A 19,891-nucleotide genomic window follows, 5' to 3' on the forward strand; every position below is an offset into this window, starting at 1 on the left:
AGCCGAACAGCGCAACTTCGTAAGTCCTAAAGTAATCAGCCGAATGCCACAGGCGAAACAGGATGCGCCAGGCGGCATCCCGGCCGCGCCACCACCGTAATCGGAATGCGGATGGCCGGAAATCACGAGCGCAGGCCAGGGCCGGCGGCCAGAGATCGAGTACAATAGCATTGATGATCGCGACCATCCACGAACAGATCGCCGCGCTGCCGCCGGCCCTACGCGCCATTGCCGAGCGCATGTACCACGTTGTGGTAATGCGCAGCCAGGCCGTCCCACCGCCGGCGATGGAGCCCTGGATCATCGAGCATTTCGGCGACGTCGCCCAGATTCGCGAGCAGCTGGTCGTCAAGGTCACCAATCGCCTGACGCTCGAAACTGCGCTGTTCAACCCGGTGCGCGCGCACCGCCCGCACACCGGCGCGGCCGAAGACGAGGCGATCGAGCGCTGGATCGCCCACGAGCTGGCCGAGCACGATATTTTCGCCTACCCCGAGCGCGACACCACCGCCGATGTGTTTGGGCGCATCCGCGGCAGGTTCTGCGTGAGCGCCTCGAACGTGGCCAAGTACGACGGCTGGCACGGCCTGGTGATCTTCGACGACCCGCACCCGCTGCGCCCTGGCCCAGCCCAGATCGCCGACTTCATCGACGTGGCGCTGCGCTGGATCGCCGCCGCCCACGCCCACGACCCGGCCGCAGTCTACCCGCTGATCATCTGGAACTGCCTGCCGAAGAGCGGCGCCACCATGATGCACGGCCATATGCAGGTGGCGCTGACGCGCGGCATGCATTTCGCGCGCGTCGAGTGCTGGCGCCGCGCCGCCGAAAGCTACCGCGCCGCCACTGGCGCGCCCTTCTTCGCCGACCTCGCGGCGCTGCACGATGCGCTGGGCTTGTCGATCCGCCACGACAACGCGCACATCCTCGCGCACCTCACGCCAATGCGCAATGGCGAGCTGCTGCTCTGCGCCGACACCGCCGAGCAGCTGATCGCGCCACTGGCCGCGCTGGTGCGCCGGCTGATCGACGAGCAGGGGCTGCGCGCATTCAACCTGGCGATCGCGCTGCCGCCCCTCGCCGCCACAGCCGAAGATTGGAGCGGCGTGCCGGCGATGGCGCGCATCGGCGACCGCGGCAACCCGCTGACCAACCGCAACGACGTAGGCGCAATGGAGCTGTTCGCGGCGAATGTGATCTCGACCGATCCATTCGAGGTTGCCGCTGCGCTGCAAACGAAAAACCAGGAGCCAGGCGCCGCCTGATTGCGGCGCCTGGCTCCTGGCCTCCGTTTCTTTCCCTCCGCGCTACTGCAGATCGCCCGGCCGCGTCGCCAGCGTCACATCCACAGTCAGCGTCTTGCCGTCGCGCAGCACCTCGAGCTGCACCGTCTCGCCCGGCTTGTGCTTCAGCAGCGCGGCGCGCAGCGAGGTATTGCTGTCGAGCTTGGTGCCGCCGATCGCCGTAATAATATCGCCATCGCGCAGGCCCGCCTTGGCCGCCGGCGTGCCGTCGACTACGGCCGGCTCGTTCGGGCTGCGCGGGCCGATCAGCGCGCCATTTTGCACCGGCAGGTTCGCCTGGGCCGCAGTGTCGGCGTCGATCATGCTATAGCTGATGCCGAGATATGGGTACTCGACCTTGCCCTGGGCGATCAGGTCGTCGCTGACGTGCTTCACCGTGTTGCTCGGCACCGAGAAGCCCAGGCCCTCGGCCTGATCGCCGCTGAGGCCATTGCCGCGCACCACCAGCGTGTTGATGCCGATCACCTCGCCGCGCAGGTTCACCAGCGGGCCGCCGCTATTGCCGTGGTTGATCGCCGCGTCGGTCTGGATCAGGCCTTCCTGGCCGCTGCCCGGCACCGTGCGGTTCAGCGCGCTCACCACGCCCACCGTCACCGAGTTCTTGAAATCGCCCAGCGGGCTGCCGATCGCGATCACCGTCTCGCCCGGCTGCAGCGCGTCGGAGTCGCCTAGCGCCGCGAAGCTCGGCACGGCCTCCTTCACGCGAATCACGGCCAGGTCGCTCAGCGGGTCGGTGCCGATCAGCTCGGCGTCGTGGCGCGTGCCATCGGCGAAGATTACCGCAAGCGAGGCCGCGCTCTCGACCACATGGTTGTTCGTCACCACATAGCCGTCGCCGCTGATGATCACACCCGAGCCGCTGGCGCGCTGCTGGCGCTGCTGCGGCTGATCCTGGCCGGGAATCGGGAACGGCAGCTGCGCGTCGTTCGGCTGCGCGTCGGGCCGCAGCGTGTTCACCACCGTTACCACCGCCGGCGAGATCTGCTTCACCGCCACCACCACGCTGCTATCGCCGCTCTGCGGCTGCGGCGCGGTGCGCGGCGCCGGGATAGGCGTGGGCTGCACCTGCGCCTCGATATTCGACACCGGGCGCGGCTGCGGCTGCGCGGCCGACTGCGACGACGCGCTCCGCGAGAAATAATACGCCGCCCCGCCGCCGATCACCCCGCCCATCGCCGTGCCTAACAAAAATGTCACCACCAGGGCAACTATCACCAAAATTCGTGTACGACGTTCCATCGGAACCTCCTCAATCACTTCACCCATCGGCCCGGCCAATCTATCACGCCGGGCATGGTAATGCGCTTTGTTGCTGGTATTAGTATGCCAACATAAATTGAGCCAGCCGTGAGGAAGGGATGAGAAACGGATGAGCCATGGTAGGCGCCCGGCGCTGGCATAGTAATGTCGTAAGCCGCCGCGGTTGGCGAGCTTGCCTCGCTGCTGTATAATGAAACACTGGAAATACTTCAAGAACAATGCCAACCCAGCGCAACACCCGTGACACCCTATGGAAGAGATCCTGATCATCGACGACAGCCAGCAGATCTGCGCCATGCTGGCGGAGTACATTCTGCCCGAGCTTGGCTACACCTCGGCGATCGCCAACACCGGGCGCCAGGGTCTCAACCGGCTGCGCCAGCGGCTCCCCGATCTTATCTTGCTCGACCTGCAGCTGCCCGATATTAGCGGCCTCGATCTGCTGCGCCTGATCGCCCAGGAGGGCTACGACGTGCCGGTGATCCTGATGACCGCGCACGGCTCGGAGGGTATCGCCGTCGAGGCATTCCGGCTCGGCGCGCGCAACTACCTGATCAAGCCATTCAGCGAAACCGAGGCCCAGGCGGTGATCGACCAGGCGCTGCGCGAGCGCCGGCTGCGCCGCGAGAAAGAGCAGCTGACGCGCAACCTACAGCAGCGCGTGAAAGAGCTGACGGTGCTGTACTCGATCGGCCAGTCGGTCAGCGCGCTGCTCGATCTGGAAGAGCTGCTCGAGCGCATTGTCGAGGCGGCGGTGTATATCACCCGCGCCGAAGAGGGCTTTCTGCTGCTGCGCGATCAGAACGCCGACGAGCTGTACCTGCGCGCCGCCAAAAACCTCGGCGAGCAGCGCGCCCAGCGCATGCGTATGCCGATCGAAGATACGCTGGCCGGCCAGGTGGTGCGCAGCGGCAAGCCGGTGCGGCTCGATAAAGCCAGCGCCGGCGCGAACTTGAAAGTCAAGACTGGCTTTCTGGTGCGGGCGATCTTGCAGGTGCCGCTCACCGTCGGCAATCACGCGATCGGCGTGCTGGCCGTCGACAACCAGCAGGCCGAGCGCACCTTCAGCGAGAACGACCAGTACCTGCTCTCGGCGCTGGCCGACTACGCCGCGATCGCGATCGAGAACGCCCGGCTGTACTCCGAAGTCAAGAGCAGCGAAGAGCGCTACCGCGATCTGTTCGCCAACGCCTACGATCTGATCTTCACCCTCGATCGGCAGCTGCACATCCAGAGCATCAACAATATCGGCACCACGCTGATTGGCTACGACGAGGCCCAGCTGGTTGGGCGGCCGCTGCGCGACCTGGCCGTGGCCGAGGCCTGGGATGCCGCCGAGCAGCGCTTCGCCGGCCTGCTGATGGGCAACAGCACTCAGCCATTCGAGCTGCAGCTGCGCCGCCCCGACGGCGAAACCCTGGTGCTCGAGGTCAGCGCGCGGCTGCTGCACGGCCACGGGCGCACCGGCGGGGTGCACTGTATTGCGCGCAACCTCACCGAGCGCCGCCGGCTCGAAGAGCAGCTGATCCACTCCGAAAAGCTCTCGTCGATCGGCCAGCTGGTGGCCGGCGTGGCGCACGAGCTGAACAACCCGCTCACCAGCATCTCGGGCTATACCCAGCTGATGCTGCGCGACACCACCCTGCGCGACGATATGCGCGACGACTTGAAGCACATCAACACCCAGGCCGAGCGCGCCGCGCGGATCGTGCAGAACCTGCTGGTGTTCGCCCGCGAGCACAAGCCCGAGCGCAGCACCGTCAACCTCAACGAAGTCTTTCGAAATACGCTCAGCCTGCGCGCCTACCAGCTGCGCGTCGACAACATCAGCGTCGTGCTCGACTTCGACCCGAACCTGCCGAACACGATCGCCGACCCCTTCCAGCTCCAGCAGGTCATCCTCAACCTGATCAACAATGCCCACCAGGCGATCACCGAGCGCGGTGGCCCCGGCACGCTGACACTGCGCACCTATGTAGCCACCACTCCCGGCGAGAGCGGCGCCGCCAGCCAGCCGTCGGTGGTGCTGGCCGTGGGCGATACCGGCGTAGGCATCGCCGCGCGCGATCTGAACCGGATCTTCGACCCGTTCTATACCACCAAGCCAGTCGGCCAGGGCACCGGCCTAGGCCTGTCGATCTGCTTCGGCATCGTGCGCGAGCACGGCGGGCGGATCTGGGCCGAAAGCGAGCCAGGTAGCGGCACAACCCTCTCGGTGGCGCTGCCGCTGTTGCAAGGGCCAGCCACCGATGGCATCCTGCTCGACGACGACGCGCGCGTGGCCGAAAACACCCCGCGCTGCCGGGTGCTGGTGGTCGACGACGAAGAACCGGTAGCGCGGCTGCTGGCGCGGCTCCTGCGCCAGCTTGGCCACGAGCCGATGATCGTCGACAGCGGCGCGGCCGCGATCGAGCGGATTAAACGCGAGCCATTTGACTTGATACTCAGTGATGTTAAAATGCCTGGAATGAGTGGTTTTGAACTACACCAGGTCATCAAGCAGCTGAACCCCGAGCTCGCGGCGCGCGTGGTATTCGTCACCGGCGATATGCTCAGCGCGGCAACCCAGGCGCGCATCGCCCAGACTGGCAACCCCTATATCGCCAAGCCATTCGCCATTGAGCGCCTTGAGGCGCTTGTTCGAACCTTGTTGTCGCAACGACCGATCGAGCAGTAGTGTACGCCCGCACAGATCGTCCAATGAAGTACGCCTGCTAGCCCACCGGAAAGCGCCGGTTCGCCATGTCAGCGTTTGACGATTCGCATTTCCCGCTACGACACAGCGTCGGAGAAGCCACACTACGCGCGCAACGAAGCATTATGCGTGGTCCACACTCGGTGCGCGCCGATTGGGTGCGGCCGGGAGGAGATCAAGCCGTGGAACCAACTTTCAAGGCGATTGCCGAGATTGCCGCCGACAATCGCTCAGGCGCCGCCCAGATCGCCGAGCGCGCCGCGAACATTCTGCTGCAGCGCGCAGCCAGCGGCCAGGCGCCCTCGGCCGATGCGTTTCGCCACGAGATTCTGGCGATCGGCCGGGCGCTGATTCGCGCGCAGATGGTGATGGCGCCACTGGTGAACCTGGTGAACGCGGTGCTTTGGCGCATGGAGCAGGGCGACTCGCCGCGCAGCCTCAGCCGCGCCGTCGAGCAAACCACCGAGGAGTTCAAGCGCCAGATCCAGCAGCACGCGCTGCACGTGGCCGAAGGAACGCTTGGCCTGATCGACGAAGGCAGCCAGATCGTCACGCTGTCGTTCAGCAGCACTATTCAGCACGCACTGATCCACGCGCAGCGTGCCGGCCGGCGGCTCGAAGTGCTCTGCGCCGAGTCGCAGCCGGGCCGCGAGGGCCGCGACACCGCCACGGTGCTGCGGAGCTGCGGCGTGGCGGCGATCCTGCTCGACGACGAATCGGCGCTCGCGGCCGTAGAGCATGCCGACTTGGTACTGGTCGGCGCCGATATGCTGACGCACCGCGGCCTGATCAATAAAGTTGGCACCGCGCCGATGGCGCTGGCGGCACACACGGCCGGCACGCCGTTCTATACGCTGTGCGGCAGCGAAAAATTCCTGCCGCCCGGCTTCCGCCCCGGCAATCGCTCGATCAGCTGGGCCAATAATGGCGATGCCGTCGAGGCGTACCAGCTTGAGCTCGGCGACCTGCCGTTCGACTTCACGCCGCTTGAGCTGCTCTCGGGGATCGTGACCGAAAAGGGCATCCTGCCGGTCGCGGCCATCGAGGCGTGGCTGGCCGCAACACAGCTGCACCCGGCCCTGGCGCAGCATTCGGCAGAAGTGGCGCTGTGAAACAAACGCTCGCGCGCCAGCGTCGAACTCGTGATGCGTTTGTTAAAACAGCCCGGCCAACGCCATGCTATAATACGAGCGGATTGCGCATTACAATGCGATTGCAGTCGCGTCGCGCCCCCGAATGATCTGGTAAAAAATGCTTGACACAGAACATATGTTCTATTATAATAAGCCTCACCGAATACGTTCTGAGCGATGCTCAACACGGGCGATCAGCGGGGCGGCGCGGTATGTTTCCGCAGTACGCGCCGGCCACCCAGGTGAGGAGAACGATCACTATGGCCGTGACACAGAAGACGCTGCGCTCGAATATTCAGGCGCAGGCGCTAGCGAATGGGCTGCCGCGGCGGATGTATAGCACCGTATACCTTGCGACGCTGCTGCTCGCGGCGGTGGCAATCTACGTGCTCGTGAGCCTACTGCTGGGCAAGGCGCAGGTGCTGATCGACGACGTGCGCTACGGCCGGCCGCGCACCGTGCAGCTCGACGCATTCGTGGGCCACGACGAGGCCAGCGGCCAACCAACACACCTGATCGCCGTAAATTTAAACCGCCAGGCCATGATCATCGAGCTGCCAGGCGGCAACCCGGCCAACGCCCGAACGATCAGTGGCCCATACCTGTTTGGCGCCGACGAAGACCTGACGCCGCTGGCGCTTGAGCTGCGCGATATGGACAACGACGGCAATGTCGATCTGCTGCTGGATGTGCGCAACGAGCAGGTGGTTTACCTGAACAAAGATGGTGTGTTTCGTCTGCCAACCGCCGCCGAGCAGGCGCGGCTGGCAAAAGGGAACGCGCGATGAGCGCAGACGCACAGCGGCGCCAGAAGCCGGCCGATCGGCCCAGGCAGGCGTCGCAGCGCGCGCCGATGTTTGAAGTTCGCCACGACGAACTTCCGCAGGCGCCCAGGCCAATAGATAAAACGCGCGATCTGTTCGAGGATCTGCACGAGATCGGGCCACGCCAGGCCGCGCCGGTCGTTCGCACCGCGCCACGCCAGCCGGCACCGCTGCAGCGGCTTGTGACGCCGCAGCTGGCCGCGCCAGGTGAGCGCGATCATGCCGACGCCCCGGCGCCGCGCTCGCTGCCGCAGCGCGTGGCCGATCTGCAGCACACCACCTCGCAGGCGCAAGGCATGGCGATGCGGCGGCCCTACCAGGCCACGTACGAGCCGCCCGGCGCGTTCATCCGCAGCCGGCCCTGGCTGCTGATCATCGTCGCGCTCGTCAGCGTGCTGATTATCTGGTTTGCCTCGGCCACGCCAAAGACAATCATCAGCGGCTTTAACGGCGGGCCTGCCGCCGCTGCCGCCGACTCGCTATCGCAGGTGTTTCAGGCCAGCCAGGCTGCTATTCCTGCCGGCGAGCACTCGCTACTCGGCACGCCAAGCATCAGCGCCCAGTTCATCGACCAGGTGCTGGCGCACTATGGCTCGCCGGCGCAGGGCACAGGCGCGATCTGGGTCGAGATGGGCCAGCGCTATGGCATCGACCCTGCCTACGCGCTGGCGTTTTTCATCCACGAGTCGAGCGCCGGCACCAACCCCGGCTGGGCTGGCCTGAAGCCGGGCGGCGGCAGCACCCATAATGTCGGCAATATCATCTGCGCCGGCTACGCCACTTGCTTCGGCCGCTTCCGCGACTACGCCAGTTGGGATGAGGGCATTGAAGATTGGTATAAGCTGATTGCCACTGAGTATGTAGGCAATCGCGGCACCGCAACCATCGAGCAGATTATTCCAATCTACGCGCCCTCATTTGAGAATGATGTCGGCAACTACGTTGCCACGGTGGTCGATCTCGCGAATGCGTGGCGCCAGGGAGTGGTGCGTTGATCAACGATGGCTGGGCCGCCGCGGGCGGCCTGCGCAAAGTCATATTCATACTCGCGCTGGTTGGGCTCGCCTACCTCCTGCTGCAGACCCGGCCGGGCGCAGCGCGCATCAGCGCGTGGAACGCCGGCGGCGCGGCCGGCGCGCGCACGCAGGGCATCACCGGCGAGGCAGCGCCGCTCACCGGCCGCGGCGTGCCCGACACCGACCTTCCCTCAATCAACCCGCTTGGCCTGCCAAACACTGTGATGACGCAGGGCTACGGCGTTGGCTCACACGCGCCGGCCAATATCTGGGGCGCGATCGACCTGGCGATCGATGGCAATCACGACGGCCAGGCCGATCCCGATGGCACCCTCGGCACACCCGTGTACGCCACCCACGACGGCGTGGTGCACCTCGCGCGCGACACTTGGCCGGCCGGCAATCATATCTGGCTCGAGGGCATCCACTTCAAAACCGGCTACTCGCACCTGAAAGACTTTGCCATCCAGGACGGGCAGACGGTCAAGCGCGGCGACGTGATCGGCTACGTCGGCTCGACGGGCGAGGCAAGCGGGCCGCACCTCGACTACCAGGTGTGGAAAGACGGCGTGAACGTCAACCCGCTCGACTATAACGCGCTGCCATAGCCATCCTCTTTGCACAGCACCCCGGTGTATGTTACACTACGCGCAATTGAAAGAGCGCCATCAGCGTTGATGACGAGCTCTGCGTAGCCGGCCCACGCGGATGTGGGATTGGCCAGCGCGACCTGTAAGATTCAACGCCTGCGATGTCGCCATCGGGGGCGTTCTTTCTTGTTGGCCTGAGTCCAAAGGAGTACTCAAATGACGCTACCGGCCGAGACCCAGCTGCTGCACGAGATCGGGCCAGCGCCCGCGCTCGACGAGCACACCATGCTGGAAATGTATCGGTATATGCTGCTGGCGCGCGCGCTCGACGAGCGAATGTGGCTGCTCAATCGATCGGGCAAGGCGCCGTTCGTGATCTCGTGCCAGGGCCACGAGGCCGCCCAGATCGGCGCGGCGTTCGCGCTCGAGCGCGGCAAAGACTTTACACTCCCCTACTACCGCGGCCTCGGCACCGTGCTAGTGATGGGCATGACGCCGCGCGAGGTGATGCTGGCGATCTTCGCCCGCGCCGCCGACCCCTCGAGCGGCGGGCGGCAGATGCCGGCGCACTACGGCCACCGCAAGCACAAGATCGTCACCCAATCCAGCCCGGTCGGCACCCAGATCGCGCACGCCGCCGGCATCGCGCTGGCCGAGAAGATCAAAGGCGGCGACGCGGTGGCCTGGGTGTCGTTTGGCGAGGGCACCTCGAGCCAGGGCGACTTCCACGAGGCGCTGAACCTGGCCTCGGTACACCGGCTGGCGGCGATCTTCCAGTGCGAAAATAACGACTACGCGATCTCGGTGCCCATGAACAAGCAGATGGCCGTCAAGAGCGTCGCCGACCGCGGCCCGGCCTACGGCATGCCCGGCGTGAAAGTCGACGGCACCGACGTGCTGGCGACCTACGCCGCTACTGCGGCGGCGGTGGCGCGCGCGCGCGCTGGCGAAGGCCCGACGCTGATCGAGGCCCACTGCGTGCGCCTGACACCCCACTCGAGCGACGACAACGACCGCACCTACCGCCCGGCCGACGAGATCAAGAGCCTGCGCACCCACGACCCGATCGCGCACTTCCGCGACTACCTGCGCGAGCACGGGGTGCTCGACGATGCGATCGACCACCAGCTGCGCGCCAGCGTGAAGCACGATGTCGACGACGCCACCACCTTCGCCGAGCAGGCGCCGCTGCCGGATCCAGCCACCTTGTCGCGGCATGTCTATGCCGACTAAGAAGTTGTTTGAAAAGGGTGGTTTGGAGGGACTTCGTCCCTCCAAGTATCCACTTGTTCTGGCGGGTGGCGGCCACGAATGTGGCCGCCACCCGCCAGAAGGGAAGTGTGAGGGGCATAGCCCCTCGCGCACCCCCTTTTCAAACAGGCTCTAAGAACAGGGTTCGTGCAACGTCTTTCAACAAGGATAAGAGCATACTATGGCTGAAATAACACTCCTCGAATCGATCCGCCAGGGGCTCGACGAGATGATGGCGAGCGACCCGCGGGTGTTCGTTTTCGGCGAGGACGTGGGCAAGCGCGGCGGCGTATTTCGCGTCACCGAGGGCCTGTTCGACAAGTACGGCCCCAACCGGATCATCGACGCGCCACTCGCCGAGAGCGTGATTGTCGGCGCGGCGATCGGCGCGGCCATGAACGACACGCTGCCGGTAGCCGAGATCCAGTTCGCCGACTTCATCGCGCCGGCGTTCAACCAGATCGTGCAGGAGGCCGCGCGCGTGCGCTACCGCTCGAATGGCGACTGGAACGTGCCCATGGTCATTCGCACGCCCTACGGCGGCGGGATCCACGGCGCGCTGTACCACTCGCAGAGCATCGAGGCGATCTTCTGCCACGTGCCCGGCCTCAAGGTGGTGGCGCCTGCGACCCCCTACGACGCCAAGGGCCTGCTGAAAAGCAGCATTGAGGACCCCGACCCGGTGCTGTTTCTCGAACACAAGAAGTGCTACCGGCTGATCAAGGGCGACGTTCCGGCCGAAGATTACCGCATCCCAATCGGCAAGGCCGACATCAAGCGCGCAGGCCGCGACCTGACGGTGATCTCGTATGGGCTGATGCTACACTACTGCCTGGAGGCCGCCGAGGAGCTGGCGCACGAGGGCGTCGACGCCGAGGTGCTCGACCTGCGGACGCTGCGCCCGCTCGACGGCGAGGCGATCCTTGCGAGCGTGCGCAAAACCAGCAAGGCGCTGATTGTTCACGAAGATAACCTGACCGGCGGCCTGGGCGGCGAGATCGCCGCGCTGATCAGCCAGCACGCCTTTGAGCACCTCGACGGCCCGGTGATGCGCGTGTGCGCGCCCGATGTGCCGGCCATGCCCTACAGCCAGCCGCTTGAGGCCGCCTTCATGCCCTCGCCCGCGAAGATCGCCGATGCCATGCGCGAGCTGGCAGCCTACTGAGCTGCCGAGTGCGATTGCGCCGGCATTCGCCGCGCTCCACGATCGCCGAGCGGCAAAACAGTTTAGGAGTTACGCATTTGCGTGATTCGGCTTCTCGAAGCCGTGCATGGTGCCTGCGGCAGCACGGTACTTTTTGATCATCGTGTGCGATTTTCCGCGCGGAGCTAGGAAAACCGCACACGGTACATGAAGATAATACGGCTCTGCCGAAGGCTGAGCACGCCAACAATGTACAGCAATCGGAGAACATATGCCTACCGAGATCACCATGCCAAAGCTGGGCGAGAGCGTCACCGAGGGCACGATCGGCAAGTGGCTGAAGCGGCCGGGCGAGCGCGTCGAGAAGTACGAGGCGCTGCTGGAAGTGACCACCGACAAGGTCGACACTGAGGTGCCGGCGCCCGAGGCCGGCGTGCTGCGCGAGATCGCGGTGCCCGAAGGCACGACGGTGAAGGTCGGCACGCTGCTGGCGCTGCTCGATAGCGCGGCCGATACCGCGGCGAGCGGCAAGCCCGCCGAAGCGACGGCGGACAAGCCGGCGGCCGGCGCGGCAACGCACAATGGCAGCGCACCAGCGGCTGGGTCGCAGGCGTTTGTGTCGCCGGTGGTGGCGCGCCTCGTGGCCGAGCACAACCTCGACTTAAGCCAGATCGCCGGCACCGGCCAGGGCGGGCGCGTCAGCAAGCAGGATGTGCTGAAGTATATCGAAAGCCGCGCTGCCGCCCGCGCTGCCGCCAAGCCGCCCGAAACACGCGCGGCCGGCAGCGCGCCGCCCACCGCCCCAACGCGCGAGCCGGCGCTGCAAGAGGCCGCCAGCACGGGGCCGCAGCCCGGCGCCCCAGCCGAGGCTCCTAGCATCCCCGACGACGCCGAGCTCGTGCCGGTGACGCCCATGCGCCGCGCGATTGCCGAGCATATGCTGCACTCGCGCCGCACCGCGCCGCACGTCACCAGCGTGTTCGAGATCGACGCCAGCCGAATCGTGGCGCACCGCGAGCGCCGCAAGGCCGAGTTCGCGCGCCAGGGCGTGAAGCTGACGTTCACACCATACTTCGCGCAGGCGGCGGCGGCGGCGCTGCGGGCGGTGCCAAGCGTCAACGCCAGCTACGCCGAGAGCGGGATCATCCAGCATGAGCGAGTGCATATCGGCGTGGCCGTAGCCCTCGACGACGGCCTGATCGTACCGGTGCTGCGCGATGCCGACGAGAAGAACCTGCTAGGCCTGGCGCGCGGCGTGAACGACCTGGCCGATCGCGCGCGCGCCCACCGGCTCAAGCCCGACGATACCAGCGGCGGCACGTTCACCATTACCAACCACGGCGTCGGCGGCAGCCTGTTCGCCACGCCGATCATCAACCAGCCGCAGGCCGCCATTCTGGGCATCGGCGCGATCCAGAAGCGCGCGGTGGTGGTGAGCCAAGGTGGCGTCGACGCGATCGCCATCCGGCCGATGTGCTTCGTCTCCCTGACGATCGACCACCGGCTGCTCGACGGCGCGGTAGCCGACCAGTTTCTCACGGCTGTAAAGGATTTCGTCGAGCAGTACGCCGAGTAGCGCTCAGCGCGGGCTGGCTCGCAGCGACCAGCCGCCGCGCTCGACCAGGCCCTGCGGCGCGGGGCTAGCTGCCTGCCCGCGCCGCAGGCGCTAGCGGTCACGGTGCTCCTCGTAGGCGTTGTAAAGGCTTTCGCACTCAGCGGAGGGCCAGAGGCGCAGCGCCCCACCGATTTGCGCGGAGCGCCCCGGCTCGTGTATACTCGCGTCATCATGGAATCAAAACGCATCCTGCTGCTCACCACGCCAAACTCCTACCGCGACGCGGCATTTCTCGCGGCCGCCGCGCGGCTGGGCGTCGAGGCGGTGCGCGCCGTCGATATGCCGCCGGCGCTCGCCAGCTGCGGCGAGCACACGCTCGGCCTCGACTTCGCCGACCACGACGCCGCCACCGCGGCGATTGCGCGCTACGCCGCCGCGCGGCCATTCCGCGCGATCACCGCCGTCGACGACAGCGGCAGCCTGCTGGCGGCGCACGCCAGCGCGGCGCTCGGCCTGCCGCACAACGCCCCCGCCGCCGCCGAGGCTGCGCGCGATAAATACCTCATGCGCACGCTGCTGGCACGCCACGGCGTGCCAGTGCCCGAGTTCCGCCTGTGCTCGACATCCGATGACATCGCGGCCCTCGCCGAGCACGCGCCCTACCCCTGCGTCGTCAAGCCGCTGAACCTCAACGGCAGCCGCGGCGTCATCCGCGCCGACGACCCGGCCGAGCTTGTGGCCGCCGTCGCGCGCCTCAGCGCGCTGCTCGGTGCGCTTGAGCCTGGCGCAGGCCCGCGCCCGTTCCTGGTCGAGCGCTTCATCCCCGGCTTCGAGGTAGCGCTCGAGGGCCTGCTCGACGGCGGCAGGCTGCGCGTGCTGGCGCTGTTCGACAAGCCCGACCCGCTGGATGGGCCGTTTTTCGAGGAAACGATCTACGTCACGCCATCGCGGCTACCGGCCGAGGCCCAGGCCGCGATCGGCGAGTGCGCCGCGCACGCCGCCGCCGCGCTCGGGCTGCGCGGCGGGCCGATCCACGCCGAGCTGCGCGTCAATCGCCACGGCCCGTGGATCGTCGAGCTGGCCGGGCGCTCGATCGGCGGCCTGTGCTCGCAGACGCTGCGCTTCGGCACCGACGCCACGCTCGAAGAGCTGATCGTCGCCCAGGCCTGCGGCATCCCGGTCGAGTCGCTCGGGCGCGCCGGCGGCGCCGGCGGGGTCATGATGATCCCCATCCCCGGCGCCGGCATCCTCCGCCGCGTCGATGGCGTCGAGCAGGCGCGCGCGGTTGCAGGAGTAGAAGACGTGGCGATCACCGCGCCGCTGAACAACCCAATCGTGCCGCTGCCCGAGGGCGAGAGCTACCTGGGGTTTATCTTCGCGCGCGGCGACCGGCCGGCGGCGGTGGAGCGGGCGCTGCGCGAGGCGCACGCGCAGCTGCGCTTCCACATCCAGCCGAACATTCCCTTGCTATCGCTGGGGTAGCCGAGCACAGCGCCGAGGCAGCGGCAGCCACCGCGCTCGCGGCTCGTGCTTGCGCGGAGGGGCGGCTACTTCCGGCGGGGCGCGCCGCCCTTCGCAGGCCGCGCCGGCGGCGCCCAACCCTCGGGCACCTGCGCATTCTCGCCGAAGAAGAAATCTTCCATCGCCTGCATCAGCAGCTGCTGGGCCTGCGGGTCGGCCAGGTTGAGGCCATAGTGATTAATGATCAGCGTGGCCTGCGCCGGCCAGAGGTTCCAGGCCTGCTGCGACACCTGGTTGTAGATCCGCTCGCCCAGCGCGCCGGGAAACGGCGGCGCGCCGAGGCCGGGCAGCTCGCGGCCAAACTTCACACACTGAACCATTCGCGCCATAGGGGCCTCGCTTTCGCTTGATCGTGCGGCCAGTATAGCCCGTTTGGGTTGGGTGTCAAGCCGGAACCTGCGCGGCCCCGCGCCCCAGACGCTTTCGGGGCCTGCGCGGCCCCGCGCCCGGCGACAGGGGTGCGACGGCACCCCTGCACCCCCGTTTGGGGCTTCGCCCCAAGCCCCTTAAAGAATGCTGCCTCGGTTGCAGCCATCGTGGCGCATGCCTCGCGGCTCGGAATGACGTGTGGCGGTGCCTTGAGATATACTTTGTAGCACAGAATGATCTGCTGGTTTGCCCTGAGGCATGATCGTACGACACTGGTATTGGTACGGCATGCTTTCAGCCGGAAAGGTTGTAGGAAAACCGGCAGGGTTTTCCTGCGCGGGGGGCCGGGGGCGCAGCGCCCCGGTATGACCCACTGCGGAGAGTACAAGAAGCTAGAGAAAGAGAAAAGAACCTAACCGGCAGGGTTTTCCTGCGCGGGGGGCCGGGGGCGCAGCGCCCGGTATGACCCACTCGCAGAGGCTTGGAAGGAACAAAAACCTGCGCACAGTATTTTTCGGCATGGGCGGCGCCACCTCTGCGCTGGTGCTTGGCGCGCTGCTGGCCGCAGGCGTGGATGTGCGCGGCGTCGTGCTGGCGGCCGGGCGCTTCGCGCGCGCCACGCGCCCCGAGCCGATCGTGGCGCTGCCGCCGCCGCTGCTGGCGCTGCGCGCCCCCGGCGAGCCCTCGGCCGCGCAGCTCGCCCACGATCACGGCATCGCGCTGCTCGAGCTGCGCCACGCCGGCGAACCTGCTACCCTGCAGGCCATCGCAGCGCTGCGGCCCGATATCGCCTGCGTGGCGTGCTTCCCGCTGCGCCTGCCCGCGCCGCTGCTCGCCATCCCGCCGCTCGGCTTCCTGAACATGCACCCATCGCTGCTGCCGCGCCACCGCGGCCCTGCGCCGCTGTTCTGGGCCTTCCGCGCCGGCGAGCACGAAACCGGCGTGACGATCCACCGCATGGACGAGAATTTCGACACCGGCCCGATCGCGCTGCAGTCGCCGGTCGCGCTGCCCGACGGCATCGGCGGCGACGCGGCCGAGCGCGCGTGCTCCCGGCTCGGCGCCGAGCTGATGGTCGCGGCGCTGCGCAGCCTGGGCGGCGGCACGCTCGCGCTGCAGCCGCAGCCGCCCGGCGGCGGCTACGAGCCCTGGCCGGCGAGCGGCAGCTGGTGGATCGAGGCGGGCTGGCCGGCGCGGCGCGCGTTCAACTTCATGCGCGGCGCCGAGAGCTGGGGGCGGCTCTACCGGCTACGCGTGGCCGGCCGCGATCTCGCGCTGGCCGGCGCGCTCAGCTTTGCGCCGGATGCGGTTCTCGGCGCGCCGCTGCGCGAGCAGGGCGAAACCGTGCAGATCCAGATGTCGCCGGGGGTGCTGTGCGCGCGCCTGGCCTGGAGCAGGGCGCAGAGCGATTGAGCGTGGCCTTCGCGCCTTGGTGGCAAGCACGGCAAGTGCGCAGGGAATCGGCGCGGCTAGGCGGTGCGCGCGATCTCCACACGCGGGTGCGGGATCTCGGCCTGGAGCAGGGCGCCGCCTCCCGGCTGGTTCTGCACGTGCAGCCGGCCCTCGAGCAGCGCCACGCGCTCGCTGATGCCCAGCAGGCCATAGTGGCCATCGGCGGCCAGCCCGGCCAGGTCGAAGCCGGCCGGCAGCCCGCGGCCATTATCGGCGATAGCGATCAGCAGCGTGCGCGGCGACGTGTGCTTCAGGCTGATCTGCACCGCGCTGGCGCGGGCGTGCTTGCGCACATTGCTCAGCCCCTCCTGCACGATCCGGAAGATCGACAGCTCGATCGCCTCGGGCAAGCGCCCCAGCCGCGCGTCGAGATCCAGCGCCACCCCAACCCCGCTGCGCGCCGACCAGTCGCGCGTGAACGACTGCAGCGCCGAGCCAAGCCCCAGGCTGTCGATCGTCGGCGGGCGCAGGTTCCCGCAGATCCGCCGCACATCGTCGACGAGCGCGCGGATGCTGGTGCGCACCTCGGCCAGCTCGTCGGCCTCGGCGGCCTGCTCGGCCTCGGCCTCGATCTCCTCGAGCTGATAGTTGATGCTCAGCAGATCCTGGATCACCTGGTCGTGCAGCTCGCGCGCCAGCGATTTGCGCTCCTGCTCGCGCTCGGTCAGCAGGCGCCGCTGCGCGTCTTGCAGGGCCAGGTTCGCCCGATCGAGCGCCGACACCTGCTCGGCCAGCTTGTCGATCAGCTGGCGGTTGAGCGAGTCCTGCACCGCCAGGTTTTGCTCGAGCAGCGTCTGCTGGTGGCCGAGCTTCTCGGCCTGCTCGCGGGCGCGGTAGTAGCTGTCGAGCGCCCACATGATCGGCGTGAGCTGCTGGCGGTCGGTGGTGCCCACAAGCGCCGACACCACCTCCTCGCGCCCGGTGGTGTCGGTGCGGTAGTCGGCGACGCAGTAGCCCTGCCGCAGCACCACGATCCGGTCGGCCACGGCGAACAGGTGGTCGAGGTTGTTGCTGGCGAAGATCACCGCCACGCCCTGCTGCTGCCACTGGCGGATGAGGTCGAGCAGGCGCTGCTGGTAGCCATAGCTCAGCGGCATGGTCGGCTCGTCGACCACCACCAGCCGCGCCGGCCGCACCAGCGCGCGCGCGATCGCGATCATCTGGCGCTGCTCGCTCGAGAGGTTGCTGACTTTCTCGCGCAGCGTGGTGAAGTGCACTTCGAGCTGGTCGAGGATCTCGGCGGCGCGCTGATCCATACGCCGCCGGTTGGGCACGCGCAGCCAGCCGCCGGCCGCCGGCCAGCCCAGCTCGCCGCCCAGAAACACATTCGCGGTGATATCGAGCCGCTCGGCCAGCTCGGGGCGCTGGTGGATCACCGAAACCCCGGCGACGCGCGGGTTGATCGGCCAGCGCAGCCGCTGCCCGGCGATGTACATGTCGCCTTCGCTCGGCCGCTCGACGCCGGCCAGCAGCATTGCCAGCACCGACTTGCCCGAGCCGCTACGCCCGGCCAGCCCCACCACCTCGCCGGCGTTCACGGCAAAGCTCACCTGGCGCAGCACCGGCAGCGCGCCGTAGCTTTTCGAAAGGTTAATGCAGCGCAGTAATGGTTCCATGCTTTTCACTAAGGGCTCGGCAGCGGCTTGCTGAAATCGTTGCTCTGCCAGGCCTGGGCCATGGCGTCGACATTCTTGCGCGTCACGATATCCACGCCGGTGTCGATGAACGACGGGTAGCGCTTTCCGGCGGCGATATAGTCGTACACCATCTGCACCGACTCGTAGCCCCAGTTCCAGTACTTCTGGCCGATCAGCGCATCGAGGTAGCCGTCGCGCAGCAGGTCCAGCTCGATCGGCAGCGTATCGAACGCCACCGACTTCAGCTTGCCGGTGCGGGCGGCCTGCTCCCACAGCGGCATCGCGCCGCGATCGGCCACCAGTGGCCACAGCCCGACAAAAAACCAGCCGCGCAGATCCGGGTGCGCCTGCATGGTCTCTTCGACGCCCTGCACGCCCAGGTTGATATCTTCATTGCTGGCGATTGTGGCGACCACCTGCATCTGCGGGTAGCCAGCCGCCAGCCGGTCCTTGAAGCCACGCACGCGCTGGTCCAGGTTCAGCGCGCCCGGCACGCCCGTCAGCAGCGCGACCTTGCCGCTCCCGCCAGTGGCGCGCGCCAGCAGGTCGGCGGCGGTCTGGCCGGCCGCGTAGTTGTCGATGCTGAGAAACGTGAAGCGCTGGCTGTCGGGCGAATCCGAGTCCCAGGTCATCACCGCGATGCCGGCCGCCACCGCGCGGTTGATCGGCGCGATACAGGCGGTCGGGTCGTTGCACGAGATCGCGATGCCGTCGACCTTGCGGGCGATCAGGTCGTCGAGCATGCGCGCCTGCTCGGCCGCGTCGGCGGCCACCGGCCCCACCGGCAGCACCTCCACGTCGTACGGGCCGCTGGCGCTCAGCTCGCGGGCTTTCTGCTGCGCGCCGCTGCGTCCCAGGTTGAACACTGGGTTGCCGAGCGACTTATGCACCCAGGCGATCGTCAGCTTCTTGCGCGCGGCCGGCGCGGCGGGCGATTGGCAGGCGGCGAGAACGAGGAGCGCGAGCGCGACCAGTGATACGCTGCGAGCGGCCCGAGGCCAACGACCGAGGACGACATGTCGCGCTCTGTCAATCATCGCTCGTCTTTCGTCTTTCGTCTTTCGTCTTTCGTCTTTCGTCTCGGCACACTACACCCGCCGCCGTCGCCAGTAGTCGAGCAGCAGCACCAGCAGAATCATGGCGCCGATCGTCACGAACTGCCACTGGTTCTGGTTGGTGAGGCCCAGCAACACCACGCCGTTGCGCACCACCTGGATCAGCGCGGCGCCCAGCAGCACCCCCGTGACGGTGCCCTCGCCGCCGAACAGGCTGGCCCCGCCGATCACCGCCGCGGCGATGATGTCCAGCTCGTAGCCCGAGGCGGCCATTGGCGCGGCCACGCCCAGCCGCGCGGTCATGATCATGCCGGCGCAGGCCGCCAGCACGCCGCTCAGCGCGTACACCCCGGTCTTCAGCCGCACCGGCGAGATGCCGGCCACGCGCAGCGCGCGCTCGCTGCGCCCGACGGTATAGATATAGCGGCCGAGCACCGTCTGGTGCAGCAGAAAGCTCACCAGCGCGGCCAGCAGCGCCATCCACACCACCGGCAGCGGGATGGACAGCGCGCCGAGCCTGAGATCGGCCTGGCCAAGGTAGCGGAACCCCGCCGACAGATCGAGCACCGGCGCGCCGCTGGTGAGGCTCAGCGCCACGCCGCGAGTGATGCCCATGGTGCCAAGCGTAACCATAAACGGCGGCAGGCCGGTGCGCCCCACCAGCAGCCCGTTTGTCAGGCCCACCAGCGCGCCGCACAGCGCGCCGCTCAGCAGCGCCAGCGCCAGCGGCAGCCCGGCCTGCAGCACCAGCGCGCTGATCAGCGCGGCCAGCGCCATCACGGCGCCCACCGACAGGTCGATCCCGCCGACGATGATCACCATCATGGCGCCAAACGCGGCGATCGCATACCACGAAAAGCCCAGCGCCACATTCAGCAAATTGGTGCTGGTGAAGAAGGTGCTGGTGCCGAAGCTCAGCGCCACGCCGAACAGCAGCAGCAGCAGGCCCACCACCAGCTCCTGGCGCTCGATCAGCGAGGCCCAGCCGCGCCGCAGCCAGCGCACCAGGCGCGGGCGCTGCTCGGGGGTTGGAAACGTGGCGAGGTCTATGCGCTGGCTCATGGTTCCTGCTGCCTACCAGTGCA

16 protein-coding genes are annotated in these 19,891 nt (G+C 67.6%); 11 read left to right on the forward strand and 5 right to left on the reverse strand.

Going from position 1 to position 19,891, the window contains the following annotated elements; genetic code table 11:
• The first annotated feature begins 173 nt into the window (after positions 1 to 173).
• On the forward strand, positions 174 to 1,265 hold the full coding sequence (locus U0177_RS17340; RefSeq protein WP_409571915.1) for a hypothetical protein: 1,092 nt from the start codon (positions 174 to 176) through the stop codon (positions 1,263 to 1,265).
• A 42-nt stretch (positions 1,266 to 1,307) separates the two neighbouring features.
• Here U0177_RS17340 and U0177_RS17345 read toward each other — a convergent pair whose 3' ends face one another.
• The gene (locus U0177_RS17345; RefSeq protein ID WP_409571916.1) at positions 1,308 to 2,543 is read right to left on the reverse strand and encodes a S1C family serine protease; all 1,236 of its coding nucleotides are present in this window, start codon (positions 2,541 to 2,543) and stop codon (positions 1,308 to 1,310) included.
• A gap of 271 nt (positions 2,544 to 2,814) precedes the next feature.
• Here U0177_RS17345 and U0177_RS17350 point away from each other — a divergent pair, with 271 nt between their 5' ends.
• The 9 genes from U0177_RS17350 to U0177_RS17390 all read left to right on the forward strand — a co-directional run bounded on the left by U0177_RS17350 (position 2,815) and on the right by U0177_RS17390 (position 14,254).
• Positions 2,815 to 5,241 carry a response regulator gene (locus U0177_RS17350; protein ID WP_409571917.1) on the forward strand — a complete coding sequence of 809 codons (2,427 nt, stop codon included), beginning with the start codon at positions 2,815 to 2,817 and terminating at the stop codon, positions 5,239 to 5,241.
• 200 nt (positions 5,242 to 5,441) lie between these two features.
• A complete protein-coding gene (locus U0177_RS17355; RefSeq protein ID WP_409571918.1) occupies positions 5,442 to 6,371 on the forward strand; it encodes a translation initiation factor eIF-2B in 930 nt (309 codons plus the stop codon).
• Positions 6,372 to 6,652: 281 nt separating this feature from the next.
• Positions 6,653 to 7,180 carry a hypothetical protein gene (locus U0177_RS17360; RefSeq protein WP_409571919.1) on the forward strand — a complete coding sequence of 176 codons (528 nt, stop codon included), beginning with the start codon at positions 6,653 to 6,655 and terminating at the stop codon, positions 7,178 to 7,180.
• A complete protein-coding gene (locus U0177_RS17365) occupies positions 7,177 to 8,211 on the forward strand; it encodes a glucosaminidase domain-containing protein (protein ID WP_409571920.1) in 1,035 nt (344 codons plus the stop codon). The genes U0177_RS17360 and U0177_RS17365 overlap by 4 nt, the downstream gene beginning before the upstream one ends.
• On the forward strand, positions 8,208 to 8,840 hold the full coding sequence (locus tag U0177_RS17370) for a M23 family metallopeptidase (RefSeq protein ID WP_409571921.1): 633 nt from the start codon (positions 8,208 to 8,210) through the stop codon (positions 8,838 to 8,840). The genes U0177_RS17365 and U0177_RS17370 overlap by 4 nt, the downstream gene beginning before the upstream one ends.
• A 198-nt stretch (positions 8,841 to 9,038) precedes the next feature.
• Complete coding sequence (locus tag U0177_RS17375; RefSeq protein WP_409571922.1) at positions 9,039 to 10,055, forward strand: thiamine pyrophosphate-dependent dehydrogenase E1 component subunit alpha; 1,017 nt, start codon at positions 9,039 to 9,041, stop codon at positions 10,053 to 10,055.
• 199 nt (positions 10,056 to 10,254) lie between these two features.
• A complete protein-coding gene (locus U0177_RS17380; RefSeq protein WP_409571923.1) occupies positions 10,255 to 11,238 on the forward strand; it encodes an alpha-ketoacid dehydrogenase subunit beta in 984 nt (327 codons plus the stop codon).
• Positions 11,239 to 11,488: 250 nt separating this feature from the next.
• Positions 11,489 to 12,793, forward strand: a complete 1,305-nt coding sequence (locus U0177_RS17385; RefSeq protein ID WP_409571924.1) for a dihydrolipoamide acetyltransferase family protein — start codon at positions 11,489 to 11,491, stop codon at positions 12,791 to 12,793.
• A gap of 210 nt (positions 12,794 to 13,003) precedes the next feature.
• The gene (locus tag U0177_RS17390) at positions 13,004 to 14,254 is read left to right on the forward strand and encodes an ATP-grasp domain-containing protein (RefSeq protein WP_409571925.1); all 1,251 of its coding nucleotides are present in this window, start codon (positions 13,004 to 13,006) and stop codon (positions 14,252 to 14,254) included.
• Positions 14,255 to 14,319: 65 nt separating this feature from the next.
• On the opposite strand, the gene U0177_RS17395 is transcribed toward U0177_RS17390, so the two are convergent.
• Entirely contained in the window at positions 14,320 to 14,622 is a 303-nt protein-coding gene (locus U0177_RS17395; protein ID WP_409571926.1) for an oxidative damage protection protein, read from the reverse strand.
• Between the two features lie 502 nt (positions 14,623 to 15,124).
• Here U0177_RS17395 and U0177_RS17400 point away from each other — a divergent pair.
• Positions 15,125 to 16,075 carry a methionyl-tRNA formyltransferase gene (locus tag U0177_RS17400; protein ID WP_409571927.1) on the forward strand — a complete coding sequence of 317 codons (951 nt, stop codon included), beginning with the start codon at positions 15,125 to 15,127 and terminating at the stop codon, positions 16,073 to 16,075.
• Between the two features lie 56 nt (positions 16,076 to 16,131).
• Here the strand turns inward: U0177_RS17400 and U0177_RS17405 are convergent, their stop codons facing one another.
• Genes U0177_RS17405 through U0177_RS17415 form a run of 3 tightly spaced genes read right to left on the reverse strand, consistent with a single transcriptional unit; the run spans position 16,132 to position 19,868 of the window.
• Complete coding sequence (locus U0177_RS17405) at positions 16,132 to 17,730, reverse strand: ATP-binding cassette domain-containing protein (RefSeq protein WP_409571928.1); 1,599 nt, start codon at positions 17,728 to 17,730, stop codon at positions 16,132 to 16,134.
• A gap of 8 nt (positions 17,731 to 17,738) precedes the next feature.
• Complete coding sequence (locus U0177_RS17410) at positions 17,739 to 18,788, reverse strand: sugar-binding protein (RefSeq protein WP_409571929.1); 1,050 nt, start codon at positions 18,786 to 18,788, stop codon at positions 17,739 to 17,741.
• A gap of 51 nt (positions 18,789 to 18,839) precedes the next feature.
• The gene (locus U0177_RS17415) at positions 18,840 to 19,868 is read right to left on the reverse strand and encodes an ABC transporter permease (RefSeq protein ID WP_409571930.1); all 1,029 of its coding nucleotides are present in this window, start codon (positions 19,866 to 19,868) and stop codon (positions 18,840 to 18,842) included.
• Between the last annotated feature and the right edge of the window lie 23 nt (positions 19,869 to 19,891).

This window comes from Kouleothrix sp. (assembly GCF_046328425.1).
GTDB lineage: Bacteria > Chloroflexota > Chloroflexia > Chloroflexales > Roseiflexaceae > Kouleothrix.